The sequence below is a fragment of the Chryseobacterium vietnamense genome, assembly GCF_031454475.1.
GTDB lineage: Bacteria > Bacteroidota > Bacteroidia > Flavobacteriales > Weeksellaceae > Chryseobacterium > Chryseobacterium vietnamense.
This window is the reverse complement of record NZ_JAVDQX010000001.1, coordinates 1,279,930-1,301,804: the sequence shown is the minus strand read 5'-3', so window position 1 is coordinate 1,301,804 and position 21,875 is coordinate 1,279,930. Positions and strand designations below refer to the sequence as shown.

14 protein-coding genes are annotated in these 21,875 nt (G+C 38.2%); 4 read left to right on the top strand and 10 right to left on the bottom strand.

The genetic code is table 11. The annotated features are described in order from the left end of the window. Positions 1–6: 6 nt before the first annotated feature. The gene (locus J2786_RS05795) at positions 7–810 is read left to right on the top strand and encodes an SDR family oxidoreductase (protein ID WP_047430397.1); all 804 of its coding nucleotides are present in this window, start codon (positions 7–9) and stop codon (positions 808–810) included. Between the two features lie 56 nt (positions 811–866). On the opposite strand, the gene J2786_RS05790 is transcribed toward J2786_RS05795, so the two are convergent. The 6 genes from J2786_RS05790 to J2786_RS05765 form a co-directional block, all read right to left on the bottom strand. Next, the gene (locus J2786_RS05790) at positions 867–1,676 is read right to left on the bottom strand and encodes a phosphatase PAP2 family protein (RefSeq protein ID WP_310024251.1); all 810 of its coding nucleotides are present in this window, start codon (positions 1,674–1,676) and stop codon (positions 867–869) included. A gap of 33 nt (positions 1,677–1,709) precedes the next feature. Next, positions 1,710–4,091: a TonB-dependent receptor domain-containing protein gene (locus J2786_RS05785; RefSeq protein WP_310024248.1), complete on the bottom strand. Its 2,382-nt coding sequence runs from the start codon at positions 4,089–4,091 to the stop codon at positions 1,710–1,712. A gap of 81 nt (positions 4,092–4,172) precedes the next feature. Continuing rightward, on the bottom strand, positions 4,173–4,928 hold the full coding sequence (locus J2786_RS05780) for a COG4705 family protein (RefSeq protein WP_047430406.1): 756 nt from the start codon (positions 4,926–4,928) through the stop codon (positions 4,173–4,175). A 164-nt stretch (positions 4,929–5,092) separates the two neighbouring features. Beyond that, entirely contained in the window at positions 5,093–6,379 is a 1,287-nt protein-coding gene (locus J2786_RS05775) for a sensor histidine kinase (protein ID WP_047430409.1), read from the bottom strand. 108 nt (positions 6,380–6,487) lie between these two features. Next, a complete protein-coding gene (locus J2786_RS05770; RefSeq protein WP_047430412.1) occupies positions 6,488–7,168 on the bottom strand; it encodes a response regulator transcription factor in 681 nt (226 codons plus the stop codon). A gap of 71 nt (positions 7,169–7,239) precedes the next feature. Beyond that, positions 7,240–8,229, bottom strand: coding sequence for an aldo/keto reductase (locus tag J2786_RS05765; RefSeq protein ID WP_310024243.1), 990 nt, complete (start codon positions 8,227–8,229; stop codon positions 7,240–7,242). 224 nt (positions 8,230–8,453) lie between these two features. Between J2786_RS05765 and J2786_RS05760 the strand changes: the two genes are divergently transcribed. The 3 genes from J2786_RS05760 (at position 8,454) to J2786_RS05750 (ending at position 12,720) form a co-directional block, all read left to right on the top strand. Then, positions 8,454–9,725, top strand: coding sequence for an NAD(P)/FAD-dependent oxidoreductase (locus J2786_RS05760; protein ID WP_047430417.1), 1,272 nt, complete (start codon positions 8,454–8,456; stop codon positions 9,723–9,725). 31 nt (positions 9,726–9,756) lie between these two features. Continuing rightward, the gene (locus J2786_RS05755; protein WP_047430420.1) at positions 9,757–10,749 is read left to right on the top strand and encodes an SDR family oxidoreductase; all 993 of its coding nucleotides are present in this window, start codon (positions 9,757–9,759) and stop codon (positions 10,747–10,749) included. Positions 10,750–10,872: 123 nt separating this feature from the next. Continuing rightward, entirely contained in the window at positions 10,873–12,720 is a 1,848-nt protein-coding gene (locus tag J2786_RS05750; protein WP_047430423.1) for a chloride channel protein, read from the top strand. A 164-nt stretch (positions 12,721–12,884) separates the two neighbouring features. Here J2786_RS05750 and J2786_RS05745 read toward each other — a convergent pair whose 3' ends face one another. From J2786_RS05745 to J2786_RS05730, 4 genes are all read right to left on the bottom strand, one after another. Then, positions 12,885–13,829 carry an aldo/keto reductase gene (locus tag J2786_RS05745; protein WP_047430425.1) on the bottom strand — a complete coding sequence of 315 codons (945 nt, stop codon included), beginning with the start codon at positions 13,827–13,829 and terminating at the stop codon, positions 12,885–12,887. A gap of 370 nt (positions 13,830–14,199) precedes the next feature. Next, positions 14,200–16,008, bottom strand: coding sequence for a hypothetical protein (locus J2786_RS05740; protein ID WP_047433254.1), 1,809 nt, complete (start codon positions 16,006–16,008; stop codon positions 14,200–14,202). A gap of 272 nt (positions 16,009–16,280) precedes the next feature. Beyond that, positions 16,281–17,432, bottom strand: a complete 1,152-nt coding sequence (locus J2786_RS05735; RefSeq protein WP_047430428.1) for an efflux RND transporter periplasmic adaptor subunit — start codon at positions 17,430–17,432, stop codon at positions 16,281–16,283. 6 nt (positions 17,433–17,438) lie between these two features. Continuing rightward, a complete protein-coding gene (locus tag J2786_RS05730; protein WP_047430431.1) occupies positions 17,439–21,776 on the bottom strand; it encodes a CusA/CzcA family heavy metal efflux RND transporter in 4,338 nt (1,445 codons plus the stop codon). Positions 21,777–21,875: the final 99 nt, after the last annotated feature.

Here is a 21,875-nt window from a genome sequence, read left to right as displayed (position 1 = left end):
ATGAATATGGGCAGTTATTTCGATCATAAAATCATTTGGATCACAGGTGCATCATCTGGTATCGGAGAGGCTTTGGTAAAAAACCTGGCCAGAAACAGCAATGCAAAAATTATTCTTTCTTCCAGAAAAGAAGAACAGCTTCATTCCGTGGCTGAAAATGCCGGTTTACCTAAAGACCGGTATGCTGTAATTCCTTTAGATCTTAAAAATTATAAAGACATGCCTGCTATAGCAAAAAAAGCATCAGAACAGTTTGGAAGGATTGATATTCTGATTAACAACGCCGGACTGTCACAACGATCATTAGCCATGGAAACTGATATTGAGGTTGATAAACAGCTGATCGATATTGATTATATAGGAACAGTAGCGCTCACTAAAGCAGTTGTACCCTACATGATTGAAAATAAAAAAGGACAGATTGCTGTTGTGTCAAGCCTTATGGGAATTTTTGGAGCGCCAATGCGAAGCGGGTATGCCGGAGCAAAGCATGCTTTACATGGCTTTTTTGACGCGTTGCGGGCAGAATTATTCAATCAGAATATTTGTATTACAATAATATGTCCGGGTTTTATACAGACTGACATTTCTATTAATGCAGTCACCGGAGATGGTTCGACACAAGGTACAATGGACGAGGCTACAAAGAATGGAATGCCTGTGGATATTTTCGCAAAAAAAATGCTTTCTGCGATTGAAAAACAGAAAAAACAAAAAGCAATAGGCGGTAAAGAAGTAATGGCTGTCTATCTTAAGAGATTCTTTCCGAATTTGCTGGCAAAGATTATCCGTAAAGCAAAGGTTGTATAAAGAAAAAGCACCATCCAGATTACTGAATCGTGCTTTTAATAATGAGGAAATTAATATCAAAAAGTTTTTACCAATCCTATTCCTACAATTTTATTTTGGTAGAAAGGCATTACCATCGTAGATGAAAATGAATTTTTGACTTTATTTTTTCCCCGCAATATATTGTTAATTTTTGGAAACAGCCAATAGGCCAGTTCTGTAGAAAGAATTCCAAATCCGGCTCCTGCCACAACGTCTCCCAGCCAGTGCTTATCATTCAGCATTCTGTATACTCCGGTGAAAATAGCAAACGGATATCCTGAGATACTGAGCCAGAAATTGGTGTCTTTATATTCCCTGAACATAAATTGCGCAGAGGAAAATGCGATCGCAGAATGTCCTGAAGGAAAAGATAACGTATTGGATCCGTCCGGCCTTTCCTCTTTTACCAGATATTTTAAAGGTATGGTAAAAGCAGCCGCAATCAGTTGTGAGGAAGCGTAAATGATGGTGCGGTCCCTCAGGTTATGTTTCCCTTTTATTCCTATTGCATTAAGTCCATATACCATTACTGCCGGAGCATATTGGGTATAATTATCCAGTTGTATCTGTGCGGGCTGGTGCTCGCTGATTTCAACTTTTATAGATACATTAAGCTGTTTCAGATTCTTTATGGAAAGACCTGCTACTCCGTAGGCTATGAATGTGGCAGGAATGATCAGACTTTTATAATTCAATTTGCTTTTCTGAATTTCTGTCGTGGTCAGACTGTCCTGTACAGGTTTTTGGACATTCACTGTATCGTTGGTATTCTGAGCATCGATTTTGTTTACCAATAAACTCAGAATCATTGCATACATCACTGTTTTTTGAAAGTGCTTTTTCATTTTAAATCACATTAAAAATCATCTGATTCTGTATTAAAATTTATAACTGTACCCCAATCGAATTACCTGAGTTTCGTAGTAATCATTACTGGTATAAGCAAAACCACTGCCTTGTACAGACTTCTTAGTCACCATCGTATTAAGCAGATCTGAAGCATTTAAAAAGAGCTCGCCTTTCCCTTTCTGAATAGCTTTCTTTACTCCTGCATCCATTGAAAATCTGGATTGTATCCTTCCCTGTGGAATAATATCAGGAGCCAGATACACAAGCGTAAACTGCATATCCAGCCCTTTTGAGAAATGAAAAATGTTATTCATCTTGATATTCCCTGAGATAGCGGTCTGCTGATCTGCAGAGAAAATATTAGGCTGAGGATACAGATTTTGAACAGTAAATGCATTGATCTGGTTACGATATACATTTCCGTTGACATTCAGGGTGTAGACATCAGATACTTTTTGATTCCATATTGCTTCAAGCCCGGTATTATAGCTTTTTCCTGCATTTTGGAAAATGGCATAAATAAGGGTGCTTCCGGGAACGATACTGGAAATTCTGGTGATCGTTCCATTAGCAAAACGGTGATACAGTGCAGAATATAAATATCCGTTATCCCAATTGTGCTTATATCCGAGTTCAACAGAATTCGTAAACTGAGGACGCAGTGCGGGATTTCCTACCTTAATGATCTCTGCATCATCATATTTTGGAAAAATTCTTATATCTACTTCATTGGGACGGTCTACCCTTCTGTTATAGAAAACAGAAAATTTATTACGTTCATTAAGTTTATAGGCCAACCTGAAATTCGGGAAAGGTTGTGTGTAGTTGTATCCGTCACTTTTATAGGTTGGATGATTGGGATTTACATCGTATTGAATTTTTACATATTCCAGTCTTACTCCCAGTTCTGCTTCCCATTTTTCATTTTCAAACACATAATTTCCATACACTGCAGGAATAAATTCTTTATAATCGGCTTTTCCTCCGGCAGAAACGTCCAGCACAGAATTAGCTCCCGGAATGAAGTTCATATTGGTAGGAATGCTTCTGTTCCGCAGCTTGATTCCTGTTTCTATCCGCCCATATTTCAATGGTTTTACATAATCTACATTGAAATCACATACCTGTTCATCAGATAATAGTTTAAAGGCATCAGTTCCTGTAGAAGAAGGAAGATAATTGTAGTAAAAATATTTTTCATCCTCTCTGTGAAAGGTATAATTAAACCCTGCGTTCAAAACATGTCCGGCCTCTTTGAACTTATGCTGATAGGAAGCGGTACCCATAACCGTTGTTTTCAGCTCATCTTCCAGAAACTGCCACAGACGGAGACGCTGGGATAAATCACCGTTGAAAAACGGCTGATCGCCTCTGTCAGTAATTTTTTCGCTGCCGTACATTCCTGAAACGGTTATTGTATTTTGAGAATCAATCGTCCAGTCTATTCCAGCTTTGGTAGTGAAGAAATTGGTATTTCTGTTTCTTTTCAGCTGAGAATTGATCACGGTTCCGTCATCATAAGTTCGGGTTACAAATTCATTTTTGTTAAGCGTTTCCGTGTAAAGATTATCAGCCTGTAAAAAAAGATTAACTTTATTTTTCCTGTAATTAACAGATAATGAAGGATTAATTTTAGGAGTGAATGTATATTGAGGTCTGATCGTAGGAAGATTTTCCTTTCTTACCCAGAGAGATCCTAATCCTGTGGTAAACCCGGCTTTTCCGTTCCATCCGTTCTGTTTATTTTTTTTCATGATGATATTGATGATTCCGGCATTTCCGTTGGCATCATATTTCGAGGAAGGATTGTTAATGATTTCAATCTTATCAATGGCAGAAGCGGGAATATTGTCCAGTCCTGTCTGGCTTCCAAAACCGGTAAGAGCAGTCTGTTTACCGTCAATCAGAACGGTTACTTTATCGTTTCCTCTCAATTGTACTTTCCCATCCTGAACCGTGATTCCGGGAAGGTTCTGCATACTTTGCAATACGGAACCACCGCTTTGGCTCAGGTTATCAGCCACAGAGTAGGTTTTCTTATCCAGATGGCTGTCTATTTCATTCTTTTTGGATGCTGTGATGGTTATCGCTTCTATTTTAGTTTCACTTTCCTGTTGTGGAACTTGTTCAATTACAGGGATTTCCAGAAATTCTGAAAGGCTTCCTATGAAAACAGGTTGTATCTGTGTATTATATCCGGCGAGTGAGGTTTCCAGAAGATAATGATCCGGTTTTATCCCAGTAAGAGAAAATCTGCCTTCTTCATTGGTAATCGTTCCTGCTGTAAAAGTGCTGTCTTTTTCTTTTTTTAAAATGATATGAACATAAGGTAATGCTGTTTTGTCTTTACCTGTAACTCTCCCTGAGGCTGTCACAGAAGCGGTCTGCGCAGAAACTAGAGAAGAAATCATTAGACATGTCGGAAAAAATAACAGAGCTGTTTTATTCATTCTTATTTTCTTTAAAATTCTTTTAGTTGTATGAGATAGTAATTATTCATTTTTAAGGAGTAGCTCACGGTTGTGTTTTCTTTGTGAAATGATAATCATCAAAACCATTAAAGCAAGAGATATCAAAGAGGCATTGAGTGTTCCGAGGTCCAGACCTCCTTTAGCTAATGGTTTGGTTAAAAGATCTCCGAAAGTAGCACCAAATGGTCTGGTAAAAACAAAAGCAATCCAGAACAGTAATACATGATTGATCTTTGTGAAATAATGTAGCAATACGACCATTAAAATAATGAGTCCTGTAATCAAAGCTCCGGTCATATAGCCAAGGCCTAAATTATCACTCAGAAAATCTCCGAAAGCCGTTCCCAGACTGTTGGAAAATAAAATGGCAGTCCAGTAATAGAATTCTTTATTCTTTTCAAAAATGGGATAAACCTCCAGATTTCCATATTTTTTGTACCATAAAAACAAAGAAAGCAAGAGCCCGGAAAGTAAAATTAAACTTCCGGTAAGATATCCGGTTTTTAATGTTCTGTCGATGAAGTCAGAGATTTCAGTACCTAGCGTAGTTGTTCCCACAATCACCATCCAGTAAACCGCAGGAGTATATTTTTTCATACGGAGTTGCATGAATACAATAATGATGAAAAACACCAGGGTGATCAGAATTCCCGCAGCATATCCTAAATTCAGGGTCATGGAAATAAAATCTCCCAGCGTTTCTCCTAATGTAGTCGCTACAATTTTCATCAGCCAGAAAAGAAGAGTGACGGCTGCAACTTTATTAAATGTTTTCATTCTGATGTACTTTTATGATGGATAAAAAATACTGTAGAACTAAAAGCCTGGAATGTTTTTGAAATCATTTCTAGATACGATTAATGCCTCAGTATATTTTTATACAAAGGTGCAATCCGATTTAGAAGAAATTTAGAATTTATCGGAATCCGGAATTTTTTTAATTAGAATTTAACAGAGAAAACATGACGATGATTCTCAAATCTGTAACTGATTGTCCAATGATGGAACCTGCAGATTTCCTGAATGATAGAAAGCCCAAGACCGCTTCCGCTGTTATCTGTTGAAAGTTTTGAAAATCTCTTGAACATCAGATCCATATTCAGTTTTTCAGTGCCGGAATTGGAAATTTCGAAAACAGCATCTGTAAGCTGTATGGAAATGCAGCCTTCTACAGTTGTATGACGAATGGCATTGATGATAAGATTATTAATTAATATTTCTGCCAGAATATTGTTTCCGCTTACCTGTGCAGCGACTGAAATGTCTTCTGTGACGGAAATATTTTTTTGCTCAAAATGTTCTCTGAGAATATCAATGCTTTGATGGAGCAACTGATCAAACAAAATGGTTTCCGAACTGTCAAACTGATTATTGTCAATTTTAGCGAGAAGCAAAAGATTTTTATTGATACGGGAACTTCTTGTAAGCGCTTTGTTGATGTCTTCTGCTATTTTGTATTGCTTTTCAGTGAGATCCTGATCCTGTAGCAAAAGATCCAGCTTGTTTTTAATAATAGCAAGCGGAGTCTGCAACTCGTGGGAGGCATTTTCAGTAAACTCTTTCTGGGTTTTATACGTTGAAACATTACGTTCTATGAGCTTGCAAAGAGACTGATTAAGTTCTTCAAATTCTGAGGTGTCAGAAGCCGGAAATTCTATTGTATTCTGACTGTTAAGGTTAAAAGTTTTAAGCTTATCCAGAGTATCCCGGAAAGGCTTCCAGATAGATGAAGAAAGTCTTCGGTTAAGATATAAAAGCCCCACAACAATCATTACAAAAAAGAATATGGTAATCATCGCAATGACAGCTATGGTTTCATGAGATTCCTCAATATTGGTCTGTATCGTAAACAGATAAGGTTTGTTGTGAATGTAAATTACTTTTTCAAGACATCTGTAGCGTTCCTTTTTTTGTTCCGAAATGAAAGGTAGATGCTTTTCATAAGTGTATATTTTATCCTGATTGATCTGATCGGAAGAAATTTTCTCAATATTCGTTTCTGGCTGAATGTGATTCCACAATTCAAGACTTTTGTTCAGCGCATCTTCTGACAACTGTAATTTGTTGAATTCATAAGCCGTTTTCTCTACAATAATCTGATTATGTTCATCCAGTTCACTTTTCCAGATCGTATCTACCACAAAATAATACACAGGAATACTTATTATCAGTACAATGAGTACATAGATAAGGAAGGGTTTCGTGGTTTTGGTAAGTAGAGGCTTCACAATAATGATGAATTATAAATGTACAGAGTTTAAGGTTTAAAGTTCAGAATTTCAAGGGTAAAGTAGGATACAAAAGATAATCATTTTTTACCTTCCAACAATCAGTTACTAATTTGGAATTTCCCACTTATACCCTGTTCCATATACTGTTTTAAGATAATGTCCACATCCTGCGTCGTAGAGCTTTTTCTTAAGGTTTTTCACATGAGCATACACAAAGTCGTGATTGTCCAGCATATCAGCAAAATCCCCGGAAAGATGTTCCGCAAGGGTACTTTTGGAGATGACTTTATTTTTATTACCGATAAAATAAATTAAAAGATCAAATTCTTTTTTGGTTAAAGAGATCATTTCATCGTTTACAGTAACCGTTTTAGCCAGCAGATCAATCTGAAGTTCATTTTGCTTTACCACATTGGAACTGCTGAACTGTTTTCTCCGGATAATCGAATAAACCCTTGCCATAAGCTCAGAAAGGTGAAAGGGTTTGGTGAGATAATCGTCAGCACCTAATTTTAATCCTTCAATTTTATCGTCCAGAGCATTTTTGGCTGAAATAATAATTACGCCATCCTGTTTCTGCTGCTTTTTTAATTCCTCCAATATTTTCAGGCCGTTTCCATCCGGAAGCATAATATCCAGCAAAATACAGTCATACTCAAAGATCTCTATTTTATTCATAGCTTCCGTGAATGTACTGGCAGATTCGCACACATAATGCTCTCCGGAAAGATATTCGGAAATACTTTGGGCAAGCTCAGTTTCGTCTTCAACGATTAGAATTTTCATGCTATAAAACTATTACTAAATTTTGAAGAAATTTTGAACTTACAATATTTTTATAAAATGAAAGGACTGAATTAATTAGGAACCTGCGCCTTCTCATAAATCAGACCTTCATTTTTTAATTCTTTCCAAAATTCGGCAGGAATGTTGGTTTGCAAGGCATTTATATTATCTTTTACCTGTTCAGGCTGGCTGGCTCCCGGAATAATGGAAGCAAATTCATCAGCGGCCAGTACAAAATGCAATGCAGCATCAATGAGACTTATATTATACTTTTCAGCAATAGAAGTCATTCTGGCTCGCTTTTCATGCATTCCTTTTGGGATCACATCTTTATAATTGTAACGTTCTCTTCCAGCCAGGTATCCTGAATTATATCCTGCTCCTGAAACCAGTTTTGCCCCGGCTTTTTTAACTGCAGGAAGAAGACGGTCAACCGCATCTTCATGTTCCAGAATAGAATATTGCGTTGCCGAAAGACAGATATCCGGATCAGCAGATTCTATACAATCTAAAATAGGTTCTATCTTATTGACACCCATTCCCCAGGCCTTAATCACTCCCTGGTTACGAAGATCGGAAAGAATTTTAAAAGCTCCGTTTCTTGCCTGTTTCAGAAAATAGGGATATCGGTCGCCTACCTGATCCTCAGACAGATCATGAATGTATACAATATCAATATGGCTCAGTCCTGTTCTTTCCAGGCTGTCCTCGATTGATTTTTGTATCGCATCAGCTGTATAATCATGAAAGAAATCGTAGTTCAGAGGTTTCTTCCACATGGTGGGAGGCACTTCAGAGGCTGGAACTTCGTGAAAAAGCCTTCCTACTTTTGTTGAAAAGACAAATTCGTTTCTTTGTTGCTCTTTGAGAAAATCTCCGAATCTGCGTTCACTCTTCGTCAGTCCATACCAGGGTGAAGTATCATAGTATCTGATTCCATCATTCCAGGCTGTTTGCAGTATTTCATGAGCCTGTTCATCTGTAATATTTTCAAAAGCTGTTCCTATCGCTACACCACCAAGTCCCAGTCGGTGCTTTTCTGTTAAAATCTCGGTTTTCATATGTAAATATTTAAAGTGTTGGATGACTGGTAAAGTACAAACATCATGCTGACCTCCATAGAAACGTTAAAAAGAAGAGGGTAAGTAAAGAACGAAATTCGCGTTTAATACCGGAAATATGACTATTTCAGCATTTTAAATATTATGTTAAATATTTATTTTGAACCTCCTTTGGTCTTGTTATTGAATGAATTTCAGTACACCATTTGAAATAATCACATATTATGAAAAAGCACATTCTAATCGTAGGAGGAGGATTTGCGGGCATTAATCTTATCAAATCTCTCAGGAATGATAAAAGGTTCAGAATAACACTGGTTGATAAAAACAATTATCATTTTTTCCCGCCACTTATCTATCAGGTAGCTACATCGTTTATAGAAGCTTCCAACATCAGTTATCCCTTCAGAAAACTGTTTTCAAACAATAAAAATGTGAAGTTTCACATGGGAAGCCTGCTCAGGGTCAATCCTGAAAATAAAACCATAGAAACCGATACCGGAAATCTCAGCTATGATTATCTGGTACTGGCATTAGGCACAGAATCTAATTTTTTTGGAATGGAAAATGTGAAAAAATGTGCCCTTCCGATGAAAAATATAGAAGAAGCTCTTTATCTGAGGAATCATATTCTGCTTACGTTGGAAGAAGCTGCCAGAAATAAAGATATTAAAGAAGCTGAAAAACTTCAGAATATTGTCATTGCCGGAGGTGGTCCTACAGGCGTTGAACTTGCAGGAATGCTTGCCGAAATGGGGAAATATATTGCTCAGAAAGAATATCCGGAAATCAAACTTGGACTTTCCAATCTTTACCTTATTGATGCTCTGCCTACTCTGCTTTCACCTATGAGTCAGCTGGCTCAGAAAACAGCTTATGAGAAGCTGAAAGAATTAGGTGTGAAAATCCTTTTGAATGTTTCTGTAAGAGATTATACAGATAACAAAGTTATTTTAAGCGATGGAAAAACTATTGAGACAGAAACTCTGATCTGGACCTCCGGAGTGATCGGAAAAGAAATCCCCGGTCTGCCGGAAGAAGCTATTGGAAAAGGAAGAAGAATTCTGGTGGATGACTATAATAAAGTAACGGGAACTACCAATATTTACGCGCTGGGAGATATCTGTCTGATGCTTACCGAAGAAAAATACCCCAAAGGACATCCTCAGCTTGCTCAGGTTGCCATTCAGCAGGGAGTCAACCTTGCTTCCAATTTTAAACGGATAGAAGACGGAAAAGTACTGGAACAATTCCGGTACAATGATAAAGGAAGTATGGCCATCATATCAAAATACAATGCCGTAGTAGATCTTCCGAAGCATTCTTTTAACGGATTTACAGCCTGGCTTACCTGGCTTTTCATCCACATCATTCCTCTGGTAGGATTTAAAAATAAACTTCAGCTGGCCATGGACTGGTTTCGGTTATTTATCACCAATAATCCGTCCATCAGGCTTATTCTTTTTCCGAAAAGAAGTACAGGAAACGGATCATGATAAAAATAAGAACATCTAAATCTATCATATTATGAAAAATCAAAGAAGACCTCCGTTTTTTGGAGAAACAGTAGTCATTACCGGCGCTTCAAGCGGAATTGGTAAGGCTACGGCAGAAGCTTTTGCAGAACAGGGAGCTGATCTTGTGCTGGCAGCAAGAGGTGAAGAAGCACTTACAGAAACTGCAGAATTATGCAGAAAACTGGGAGCTACAGTAATTGCTGTTCCTACGGATACTTCTGTTGCAGAAGACGTTCAGAACCTTGTTAGAGAAGCCCTTGAATTTACTGGGAAAATTGATTACTGGGTCAATAATGCCGGAGTGCTGGCATTTGGGAAATTTGAGGAAATTCCGGTAGATGTCAGCGATCAGATTGTAAAAACTAACCTTTTGGGATATATGCATTCGGCACATGCAGTACTTCCTGTTTTTAAAAAGCAAAAAAAAGGAGTGCTGCTTAATAATATTTCCATTGGCGGATGGATGCCTGCACCTTATGGGACAGCCTACACAGCCTCAAAATTCGGTGTTCGCGGAATGGTCGAAACATTACAGGGAGAGGTTTCAGACTTTCCTGATATTCATATCTGTGCGCTTTATCCAGGGTTTCAGAAATCTTCAGGAATAGAACACGCAGCAAATTATTCAGGAATAAAACTCAGCACACCACCTCCAGCGTTTGACCCCCGTAAGCTGGCCGCTTCTATTGTGAAGACGGCAAAAAATCCAACTGAAGCTTCCTATCCGGACTGGTCTGCAGTAGTTTTTAAAAATTTATATGAAATATTTCCCGGAATAGTCCGCTATGTATCTTCCGCAGGAGTGAGAATGGCAATGAAGAAAGCTGCTAAGGATGAAAATACCGGAGGAAATGTACAAAAACCTTCCGCAGGAAATATGAGAATTGACGGAAAAACATTATTTTCTATTCCCAGAAAACCATTAATATGGGCAGGAGCAGGAATCATTGGAGTACTGGCTGTTGGCCTGCTTTTTTCAGGAAAAACGAAAGAAATAAAATAAAACTGATAGAAATAAACATTCATGGATGTATTGCGAAAAAGGTTATTTACTATATTTTTTGTGATATATTTCATAAATTTACAGAACTGTATCAATCTGATGATAGTGTAAAATATTTCGACGGTGAAAATTCACAACAAAAAAAAATACCTTAGCTTCCTTAAATTTAAAAGAGATTTCCAGAAATACGGATTAGAAAAAGCACGCAGTTACGAACTTATTCTTCACTGGCTGAACAACAGGCTGAGCAGAAATCAGTTTCTTGTTCTTTCAGGGATTCTTGTAGGCTGCACAGCAGGTCTGGCAGGAGTGATCCTGAAAACGCTGGTACACAATATCCATTATTTCATTACAAATAAAGTTCATTTCGAATATCAGATTTTATTCTATATCGTTTTTCCTTTTTTAGGAATCGTACTGACAACAATGATTGTTCTTACCTTGTTTAAAGGTCAGGATCGTAAAGGAATCGGGGCTATTTTATACGAAATTGCACAGAATTCCAGTATTGTGGCTTCCGTTAAAATGTATTCTCAGGTGATACAAAGTGCTGTTACCGTAGGATTGGGAGGTTCCGCCGGATTGGAAAGTCCTATTGCCGTTACCGGAGCTGCTATTGGTTCCAACTATGCCCAAACATACAGGCTAAGTTATAAAGAACGTACTTTGTTACTGGCTGCCGGTGCCACTGCAGGGATTGCTTCTGCGTTCAATGCTCCTATAGCCGGGATTATGTTCGCCTTTGAAATCCTTTTAACCGGAGTGGTTTTCACAGATTTTATCCCTTTGGTAGTGGCTGCGGTCTGCGGAAGTCTTTTGTCAAGGATTTTGCTTCAGGAAGATGTTCTTTTCCGATTTTATACCAGAGATCCTTTCAACTATAAAAATGTTCCCTATTACCTTATCTTAGGGATTGTTACTGGTTTGTATGCCCGTTATTTTGTGATTATTTCTCAAAAAGTAGAACACTTTATAAAAGGTCTTCAGCTTTCAAGAATGCGTAAAGCGATGTTCGGAGGAGCTGTTCTTTCCCTGTTATGTGTACTTTTTCCTCCTTTGTTCGGGGAAGGTTACGAAACGGTAAAGGCATTTACCAACGGAAATACCTACACTATTATTGAAAACAGTTTTTTCAGATATTTTGAAATCGGAGACTGGACGATTATTATATTTTTGGTTCTGGTATTGCTTTTAAAAGCATTTGCTACCTCATTTACAATCTTTAGCGGTGGGAACGGTGGGAACTTCGCTCCATCCCTTTTTGCGGGAGGAACTTTGGGGTATCTGTTTGCACTGGTTTGCCAGCATTTAGGATTTTCAGATGTTCCGGTGACCAATCTTGTTTTGGTAGGAATGGCCGGAGCAATGAGCGGTGTTTTATATGCGCCTCTTACTGCAATCTTCCTGATTGCGGAATCAAGTTTCGGGTATGATTTGTTTATTCCTCTGATGATTGTTTCCATCATATCCTATCTCATCGCCAAATGGTTCTCCCCGATTTCCCCGGAATTAAAATCATTAGCCGACGAAGGAAAAATTTTCACAAATAAACATGATAAGAACCTGCTGTTTGCTTTAAGAACCGAAGATTTTATTGATAAATATTCCCAGACCATTCATGAAAATGCTTCCGTTACAGAACTGTTTGAAATGGTCAAGAACGGTGATAAAAATATTTTTGCTGTGGTGGATGAAAACAGAAAACTAAAGGGAGTTCTGACGCTGGATGATATAAGACCTTATCTTTTTAACAAAGAAATGGAAACTTCCCAGACGGTTACTCAGATTATGAAAGCTCCACCAGCGGTTCTTCATCGGGAAAATAAACCATTGGATATTCTCCAGACCTTTGATGATACGGGCGTATGGAATCTCCCTGTAGTAAGTGATACCAATGATTTCATCGGGTTTATCTCAAAATCATCAATATTAATGAGCTACAGACAGCTTTTGAAGGAATATTCTGATTAATAGTAACAACAGAAAATAACAATCGGAAACCTAAATTCCCCTCCTCCGGAGGGGTGGCGAAAATTCAAAGAATTTTTGACGGGGTGGTTTTCGCCGTTCAATCATAAAAAATCCGTTCAGCAATGAACGGATTTAATTTTAATCTATAATGATAGTCGAAAAAATTAGTTGCTCGCTCTATTAAGCAGATCAATATCTTCCTGATCCAAAACAAGTTTTGGTGCATTGAAGACTGTTTCAAGCTGAGAGGAACTGGTCGCACTCACAATTGGTGCTGTAATCAGAGGATTGGATAACAGCCATGCCAGAGAAACAGTTCCCTGCGTTGTATTATGCTTTACACTTACCTGATCCAGCGCTTTTAATACTTCAAGTCCTTTAGGATTTAAATACTTTCTTACACCCTCGCCTCTTGCACTTTTTGCCAAATCTGCTTCATGACGGTATTTACCCGTTAGGAAACCTGCTGCCAAAGACCAATAAGGAAATACACTTAAATCAAACTGTTCAGCCAGCGGAGCATAATTTTGCTCAAAACCTTCTCTTTCCATTAAGTTGTAATGAGGCTGTAATGCAACATACTTAGGAAGATTATGCTTTTCTGCAGCTTCAAATGATGCTTTCAAACGTTCCGGTGATAAGTTGGAAGCGGCAATATAACGTACTTTTCCAGCTTTAATGATCTCATCATAAGCCGAAAGTGTTTCTTCCACCGGAGTAATATTGTCGTCAAAGTGGGTATAATAAAGATCGATATGATCGGTCTGAAGCCTTTGTAACGATTCATCTACAGATTGTAAAATATGCTTTTTGCTGATATCATAGCCATGTTCTTTCGTTTCTGAACCTACTTTGGTTGCCAGAACGATATCATTACGGTTAGAGCGGCTTTTCATCCACTTTCCGATGATCTCTTCAGACTGTCCGCCTTTTCCGTTCACCCACCAAGAATAGGTATCTGCAGTGTCTATAAAATTGAATCCTGCTTCAGCAAAGCGGTCCAGTATATCGAAAGACTGTTTCTCGTCTAGTGTCCATCCAAAAACATTTCCTCCGAAGTTGATTGGCGCAATCGTTAAATCGGTGTTTTTGATTTTTCTTTTTTCCATAAAAATAATTTACTAAGTGAGCTCTAAGGTAAGGAATATTAAGCCTGGAGAATATTCAAAATGACCATTCCCTTTATAGTTATTATAAATGGAAATGCTGATGTTTACTGATTTTTTTTGACTAAAACCTTTGTTTGATAAATGCAAAGTCGCAATTAAAACCTTTGCGACTTTGCGATATTCCAACAATATATAGAAGAGAGCAAATTTGTTTACATATTTTATAAAATAATTTGAAGTTGGATAAACGCAAAGTCGCAAAGAATTTTATCTCATAAAAACTCTTCAACAGAACAGAACAGAACAGAAAAAACAAAAACAGCCTCCGCATTGAAAACTGTTTTTATTATCTATCAATTAAAAAATACGGTTATTTTTCAACCTGAGGAATTTCAATAGCAATAAGCTGAAGTTTATACTCCTGTAATTGAAGATTGATGGTTGATAAACCGTTGCTGAAGAATGAGGATGCTTTAAAAAGCTCATGATAATATTCTATCCCATCAAGAACATTTTTTCTGAAAGCATTCCATTTTTTTGTCTGTGAATGGGTAATCTGTATCGTAGATTCGGTAATTTCCTTTCTCAGATAATCCACATACATTTTCAATTCATTAATAAACATATTCGGACGCTGGCTGTCGGAAAGAATATTGGCATTTCCGTAGATATGTTGTACCATTTCCGAAAGAGAAACTTCCTTATCAAAAAAGGCAATATTGGGTCCCGGGCATATGACAACGCCTTGTTTTTCTCCCTTAATTTCAAGGTTCTGTTCCATATATGCCGCATTAACAAGTCCCACACAAAGGCAGGCCTTATCTGTAATTTCAGATTTCCTTTTATTAAATTCCTTTTCTGTAAAGGTTTCCTTATGATTGTACAGTTCTTTGAGCTTGATATCCTGATATTTTCTGGAAGCAGTACAGGTTCCTTCCGGTGAGAATTCTTTGCTTAATGCCAGAAGTTTTTTGGGGCATGAGCTTCCATATTTCCCTTTTGCTTCTTTTTCATGCTTTAATCGTTCATTGGAAGTTCCTTTTACCGTATTGAAAGGCACTCCCAGAGGCGAAATATTACTCAGATAAAAGTCCTGCTCTTTTGACCGTAAAAGTAAATTTCTGGTTTCTGTATCTACCGACGTTGCTTCGGGTACCAGCAAAAACGGTGAACCCCATCCTACGCTGTCTACACTGTAATTCGCCAATAAAAACTCGTGTTCTTCTGCGGTTCCTACTCCACCCTGAACCGTAATTTTCATTTCTAAAGGTTCGGAAACTACATGTTTTCCTTTTTGTTCTAAAGCCGCGGTCATTAAGGAATGGGCTGATTGTATCAGATCGTTTTTTTTCTGTTTGAATTCTTCCATGATTGGTCCGAGAAGCATTCCTTCCGTGGCAAAAGCATGACCACCACAATTCAACCCGGATTCTATCCTGTATTCAGAAACCCACAATCCTTTTTTTGCCAGAAAATTTCCCTGGATCATTGCAGAACGGAAATCGCTTACTTTAAGGATGATTTTCTTTTTGATGTTTCCATGTTCGTCCGGGAAAAAATCGTCAAATTCTTCCATATAGCTGTATAAACGGGGATTCATCCCTGCAGAAAGAACCATTGAAGAAGATAATTTACTCTTGGCAAATCCACGCAGTGAAGCATGGGCATCGTTAAACATTACCGGAAGCTGTTCATTATTTTGATAATTGTCTTTATCTACTTTCGTCATGATATTGACATCAATACTTCCCGGTTTTAAATTGGATTCAATGAAATTTTTGATATTGGCACTCCAGTTATCCTTTTGACTGATAAGGTTCTGAAGACCGTTTTTGAGGTCTGATGTATTCGGAAGCATGGCCATGAAGTCTCTCAAAGCCTCTTTATTCCTGCTGATCTCGTGTTTGAAAGATTCAAACTTTTCATTCACGATATCATCCACCATATCCAGATAAGCCGTAACCCTTTTGGCTCTGTAATCTTCTGTTTTTGCTGAGATCCCGAAATAGTCAAGATTGAACTTTTTGTTATAAAAGTTCTTCATTTTTTCCAGGATTTCATCATCAATAATAGAGATGACGGAAGAAATTCCATACTGGGCAACACGAATCGGACTGTCTATTGTGTAAGCCAGCCCCATCACCGGAATATGGAAATTGTGCAAAGGTTTTTTTGTCATAAAGTTTTGATAAAATTTTTTATTATTCATCTAAAAATCCTTTACAACTATTCACTTCTTAAAAATATTATTTTAAAATGAATTATGCGTTAAATAGTATTTTAATTATCGAAAACATGTCAAATATCATTTTTTTAAGTTGCTTGAAATAAAAAAGATCAGCCGGATAACTGATCTTTTCTTCTTGTATGTTTTATTTTAACCGCAAAAGTCACAAAAGTTTTTTAAACTTAAGTATTTTCAAACTAAAAGTTTTTCTGGTTTCACTTTAATTATTGTGCTTTGTTTTTAAGCATCATCAGCAGGCTGTAGGCTCCTTTCTGTACGATTTTCTTATCCTTTAAAACATCAGCTTTCAAAATCTCTGTAAACTGGTCATCAGAAATTCCGGTTACGACAGGAAGCATTTTGTAATTTGATTTTCCAAGATCTTCAAAAACATAATTCTTATTTTCAAATGAAACTACTGCTTCGTTGGGAAGTCCCTGTGTATAACGGCTGCTGATATTCACTTCTGCATTCACATACATTCCTTTTACGAATTCCGTATTCACAGAAGATAATCTGGCAATTGCTGTTGCAGAACCTCCGTTTTCAATACTTGGAACTACGCTGACAATTTTAGCATTTGATTTCACATCCGGATTCTGATTGTTGTACACTAGAATTTCCTGTCCCACTTTTACATCATTCACATCATTTTCAAAAACCTTTAATTCTAAAAGTAATCCAGCCGGATTAATGAGTTCAAATAAAGTATCTGCCGGATTGATATACTGTCCGTTATTCACGAGAATTTTGCTTACAAAACCTGTAAATGGTGCATAAATATTGATTTTACTTCTGATATTTCCGGTATTCAAACCTTTGGCATTAATTCCGATAATTCTCAGCTTTTCTTCCAACCCTTTTAAAGTAGCGTTTAAAGTGGAATAATCTGCCTGGGCGGTCTGTAGGGTCTTGTCGCTGCTGGCTTTGCTGGTATTCAAATCTTTCTGACGGTTAAAATTCAGTCTTGCCGCTTCAAGTTGGGCCTTTGTTACCAGATAATCCTGCTGCAGCTGTATAAACTGCGGATCTTCCACCACAGCGAGCACCTGTCCTTTGCTGAAAAGGCTTCCATTGATCACATTAATAGACTTGATATGTCCACCCATAATACTGGAAATCAAACTGATGTGTGAGGGGGCAATTTCTGCTTTCCCATTAAGTTTCACCAGCTTTTCCATATTCCTGTTCTGGATGGTGGTTACTGTCAGTCCTACAGACTGAATCTGTTTTTCTGTAAGCTGCACAGAGTTTTTGTCGTTCTTAGAAAATTGGGTGTTTTCATAAACCGTTTTTTCTTCCTCTTTTTTCCCCGAGCATGAAGATAAAGTAAGAACTAAAGCAAGGCTGTATAGTGATATATTATTGAAATGCATGATGTATTATTTTGAAATTAGGAATTGAAGTTCGGCTGCGGTCTGATTAAGCTTTTCCAGCTGATCAATATAATCTGCTTTGGTTTTTACGGCCTGATTCACCAGTATGACCCAGTTCAGATAATCTATTTCTCCTACCTCCATTTGTTTCTGAGCAGTTTTTAGGATGGTCTCGGACTTTGGAAGCTGTTTTTGTTCATAATTTTCGATGATCTGCTGTTGGTTCATGTAATTATTCAGCTGTTGTTTCAATCTGTTTTTAAGCTCAATTTCTTTTCTCTGGTATTGATTTTCAGAGATGGCAATTTTTGTCTGTGCCGCCTTTGCCAAAGCTCTCTGTCCTTTGGTAAACAACGGAATGCCCACTCCCACCTGAACTGAATTGAAGCGATTATTATTGATGTTTTTCATGCTCTGGTTGGTGTATCCAACAAGAAGATCCGGAAGAAGTTTACTTTTTTCTAACTGCATTTCTGCCTCTCCCACTTTGATCTGTTGCTGCAGGTACTGAAGCTCAGGGTGTTGTTTTACCATTTCTTCTGAAACCTGAAGGCCAATATTCACAATGGGTCGATCAGCAACAGGCTGGTAAGGAACCTCTGACTGGAGCAATAGCTGAAGCTGAAGTTTTGCCACATTTAGATCATTTTCAAGGGTATTCAACTGTACTTTTATCTGTTCTTTCTGAATTTCGGCAGTAGATTCCTCGAGAATATTGGCTTCCCCTTTTTTTAATCTTAATCCGGCTTTGTCTGCGAAATTATGATACAGCTGGCTGATGTATTCCAGCACTTTTTTCTTCTCCTGCAGCACAAGTATTCTGTAGAAAACGTCTGTTACTTCTTTGGTAAGCTGTGTTTTGGTCAGATTCTGATTGATGACACTGGAAGACCATTCTGCATCCAGCATTTGTCTCCTTTTTGAATACACCGTAGGAAAACTGAATCTTTGAGAAATCCCGAAAGAATTATCCGTTTCCTCGCCCTGAATTTGTCCGAATCCGCCGGTAATTTCTGTCTGGGGAATATCCAGATAACTGGCTTTCAGTTTCTCCTGATAATCTGATACCAGTTTTGAATTTTTAAGCGTTCCATTCTGCTGATAGGCTTTTTCCAAAGCCTGTTCATAGGTGATGTTTTCCTGAGCCTGATTGATTCCGAAGGCCATTAACAACAAGAAAACAGACAGTTTTTTATAATTGAGTTTTTTTGAGAATTTCATTTTATCTTTATTAATATGTTCAAACAGGACGTATAAAATGGGGAGGACAAATAAGGTTAAAAGAGTCGCAAGCATTAATCCTCCGATAACGACAGTTGCCAAAGGTCTCTGTACTTCTGCTCCTGCGCCGTTGCTGATGGCCATGGGAAGAAACCCCAGAGAAGCCACAAACGCAGTCATTAAAACCGGACGAAGCCTGATTTTTGTACCCATGAGTACAATTCTGCTGGTGTTGGTTATTCCATTCTTTTTCAATCGGTTAAATTCTGATATCAAAACAATTCCATTAAGTACGGCAACTCCAAATAAAGCAATGAACCCTACCCCTGCACTGATGCTGAAAGGCATTCCTCTTAATGCCAGAAAATAAACACCTCCTATCGCAGATAACGGAATGGCAGTATAGATCAGTAAGCTGTGTTTTACAGAACCGAAAGCAAAGAATAACAGCAGGAAAATCATCACCAACGAAATAGGAACAGCAATTCCCAGCCTTGCTTTAGCTTCATTTAAGTTTTCAAAAGCACCTCCGTAAGAGACACTGTATCCTGGTGATAATTTCAGGCTTTTACCTGCCTTTTGCTGAAGCTCTTCCACGATACTCTGAACATCTCTTCCTCTTATATTGAAACCTACAATGATTCTTCTTTTGGTATCTTCCCTCTGGATCTGGTTCGGACTGTTTTTAAGTTCCACTTTCGCCAATTGTGACAGAGGAATCTGCTCTCCTGAAGCAGTAGGAACCAAAAGGTTCTGGATGCTGGTGATATCTTTTTTATGTTCGTTATCCATTCTCACAACGATATCAAACTTTTTCTCTCCTTCATACAAAGCACCTGCGGTCTGACCTGCAAAAGCCATATTGATCACTCTGTTGATTTCCGCAACCGAAATATTATATCGGGACAGTTCCGAACGGTTATAATCAATCACAACCTGCGGAGCACCTACCACCGGTTCAATATAAAGATCCTGAGCACCTTTTACAGTGTTGATGATGCTTCCCATCTTTTTTGCATAGGCGGCAAGGCTGTCAAGATCTTCACCATAAATTTTACAGACCACATCCTGTCTTGCTCCCGTCATAAGCTCATTGAAACGCATCTGTACAGGAAACTGAAAACTGGTTGTCAGTCCGGGAATAACATGTAATGCTTTACTCATCTTGTCCGAAAGTTCAGGAAATGTTGTTGCAGAAGTCCATTTCTTTTTTGGCTTTAAAACAACAATCATATCTCCGGAATCCATAGGCATCGGTTCTGTGGGAATTTCTGCACTTCCAATTTTCATCACCACTTTTTCTACTTCAGGAAACTGTGTCAAAAGGATGTGTGCAGCCTGAGTGGTAGCTTTTTTGGTTTCATTGATATTACTTCCCTGAAGAATCCTCATTTCGACAGCAAAGTCACCTTCTTCAAGAGACGGAATAAATTCTCCACCCATTCTGGAAAGGGTAAAAACAGCACCTGCAAACAGAATCAACACCCCAATGATGATAGTTTTTCTGAATTTAAGAGCTTTCATCAGTAGCTTCTGATGTCCGGTTTCCACGTTGCCCATGACACGGTCTGAAATATTCTCTTTTTCCTTTTTCTTTCTGCTTAATACCAGAGAACTCATCATCGGAATATAAGTCAGGGAAAGAATAAATGCTCCAATCAGGGCAAAAGCAACAGTCTGAGCCATAGGTTTGAACATTTTCCCTTCAATTCCCTGAAGCGTAAAAATCGGAAGATATACAATTAAGATAATAATCTGCCCGAAAACCGCACTGTTAACCATTTTGGTGGCAGAACCGGAAACCTGGTCATCCATTTCTTTTTTGCTGAGCATATTGTCTTTTCCGAAATGCTTTTTATGGGCAAGCTGATGCAGTACAGCTTCCACAATAATGACGGCTCCGTCTACAATAAGACCGAAATCCAGCGCTCCAAGGCTCATCAGATTTCCTCCTACACCGAAAATGTTCATCATGATAATGGCAAAAAGCATAGCCAAAGGAATAACAGAAGCCACCAGTAATCCTGCCCTAAAATTTCCCAGAAATAACACCAGAATGAAAACCACAATAAGAGCCCCTTCCATCAGGTTTGTTTTTACAGTACTGATCGTGTTATTCACCATTTTAGCACGATCAAGAAAAGGCTCTATCACAACTCCTTCCGGTAAGGATTCCTGAATTTTTTCGAGTCTTTGTTTAATATTTCCGATCACTACATTCGCATTCTCTCCTTTCAGCATCAGAACAATCGCTCCGGATACTTCTCCGGTATCATTATAAGTCATAGCACCATACCTTGTCGCATATCCTATTTTTACAGATGCTACATCTTTAATATGCACTGGAACTCCTTCTTTGGTTTCCGCTACCTGAATGCTTCCGATATCTTCCGTACTTCCCAGAAGTCCTTCGCTGCGGATAAACAGAACAGTTTCTTTCTTTTCAATATAAGCACCTCCTGTATTCTGATTGTTTTTCTCCAGCGCAGCAAAAACATCATTGATATTGATATTAAATGCCTGTAACTGATTAGGATTAATGGCGATTTCGTATTGCTTCAGTTTTCCTCCGAAACTGCTGACATCCGCCACACCTTTGGTTCCAAGAAGCTGTCTTCTGACCACCCAGTCCTGGATCGTCCTAAGTTCTGTTTCGTCATACACATTTTCGTAACCTTTTTTGGCTCTTACCACATACTGGAAAATCTCGCCCAATCCTGTTGAAATGGGTCCTAATTCCGGTTTGCCGATTCCGGCCGGGATGTTGTCCTGAACAAGCTGTAAGCGCTCCTGGACCTGTTGACGAGCCCAATAGACATCAGTTTTGTCATCAAAAACTACAGTGACTAATGAAAGTCCGAAACGGGAGAAACTTCTCAATTCTGTAATTCCGCTGATATTGCTGGTAGCCTGTTCAATTGGGAATGTAACAAGGCGTTCTATATCCGCTGCACCATAAGAAGGAGCAGTGGTAATGATCTGAACCTGATTATTGGTGATGTCCGGCTGGGCATCAATAGGAAGTTTAGTGGTTTCATAGACTCCAAAGAGGATAAGAGCCACCGTAAACAGAGCAATGATGAGTTTATTCTTTACAGAAAACTCAATAATTTTATTTAACATGGAAAAACTATTAATTGGTAACCCGGAATGCCTTATAAAAGCTGAGATCCTTCCCAAAACTAAAGTATCAAAACAAGCGTTTGTAACTTCTCTGGTTAA

Excerpts from the sequence above, each read along its gene's own strand:
- J2786_RS05795 (WP_047430397.1), top strand. The coding sequence starts at position 7 with ATGGGCAGTTATTTCGATCATAAAATCATTTGGATCACAGGTGCATCA.
- J2786_RS05790 (WP_310024251.1), bottom strand. The coding sequence starts at position 1,676 with ATGAAAAAGCACTTTCAAAAAACAGTGATGTATGCAATGATTCTGAGT.
- J2786_RS05785 (WP_310024248.1), bottom strand. The coding sequence starts at position 4,091 with ATGATTTCTTCTCTAGTTTCTGCGCAGACCGCTTCTGTGACAGCCTCA.
- J2786_RS05780 (WP_047430406.1), bottom strand. The coding sequence starts at position 4,928 with ATGAAAACATTTAATAAAGTTGCAGCCGTCACTCTTCTTTTCTGGCTG.
- J2786_RS05770 (WP_047430412.1), bottom strand. The coding sequence starts at position 7,168 with ATGAAAATTCTAATCGTTGAAGACGAAACTGAGCTTGCCCAAAGTATT.
- J2786_RS05765 (WP_310024243.1), bottom strand. The coding sequence starts at position 8,229 with ATGAAAACCGAGATTTTAACAGAAAAGCACCGACTGGGACTTGGTGGT.
- J2786_RS05760 (WP_047430417.1), top strand. The coding sequence starts at position 8,454 with ATGAAAAAGCACATTCTAATCGTAGGAGGAGGATTTGCGGGCATTAAT.
- J2786_RS05755 (WP_047430420.1), top strand. The coding sequence starts at position 9,757 with ATGAAAAATCAAAGAAGACCTCCGTTTTTTGGAGAAACAGTAGTCATT.
- J2786_RS05745 (WP_047430425.1), bottom strand. The coding sequence starts at position 13,829 with ATGGAAAAAAGAAAAATCAAAAACACCGATTTAACGATTGCGCCAATC.
- J2786_RS05740 (WP_047433254.1), bottom strand. The coding sequence starts at position 16,008 with ATGACAAAAAAACCTTTGCACAATTTCCATATTCCGGTGATGGGGCTG.
- J2786_RS05735 (WP_047430428.1), bottom strand. The coding sequence starts at position 17,432 with ATGCATTTCAATAATATATCACTATACAGCCTTGCTTTAGTTCTTACT.
- J2786_RS05730 (WP_047430431.1), bottom strand. The coding sequence starts at position 21,776 with ATGTTAAATAAAATTATTGAGTTTTCTGTAAAGAATAAACTCATCATT.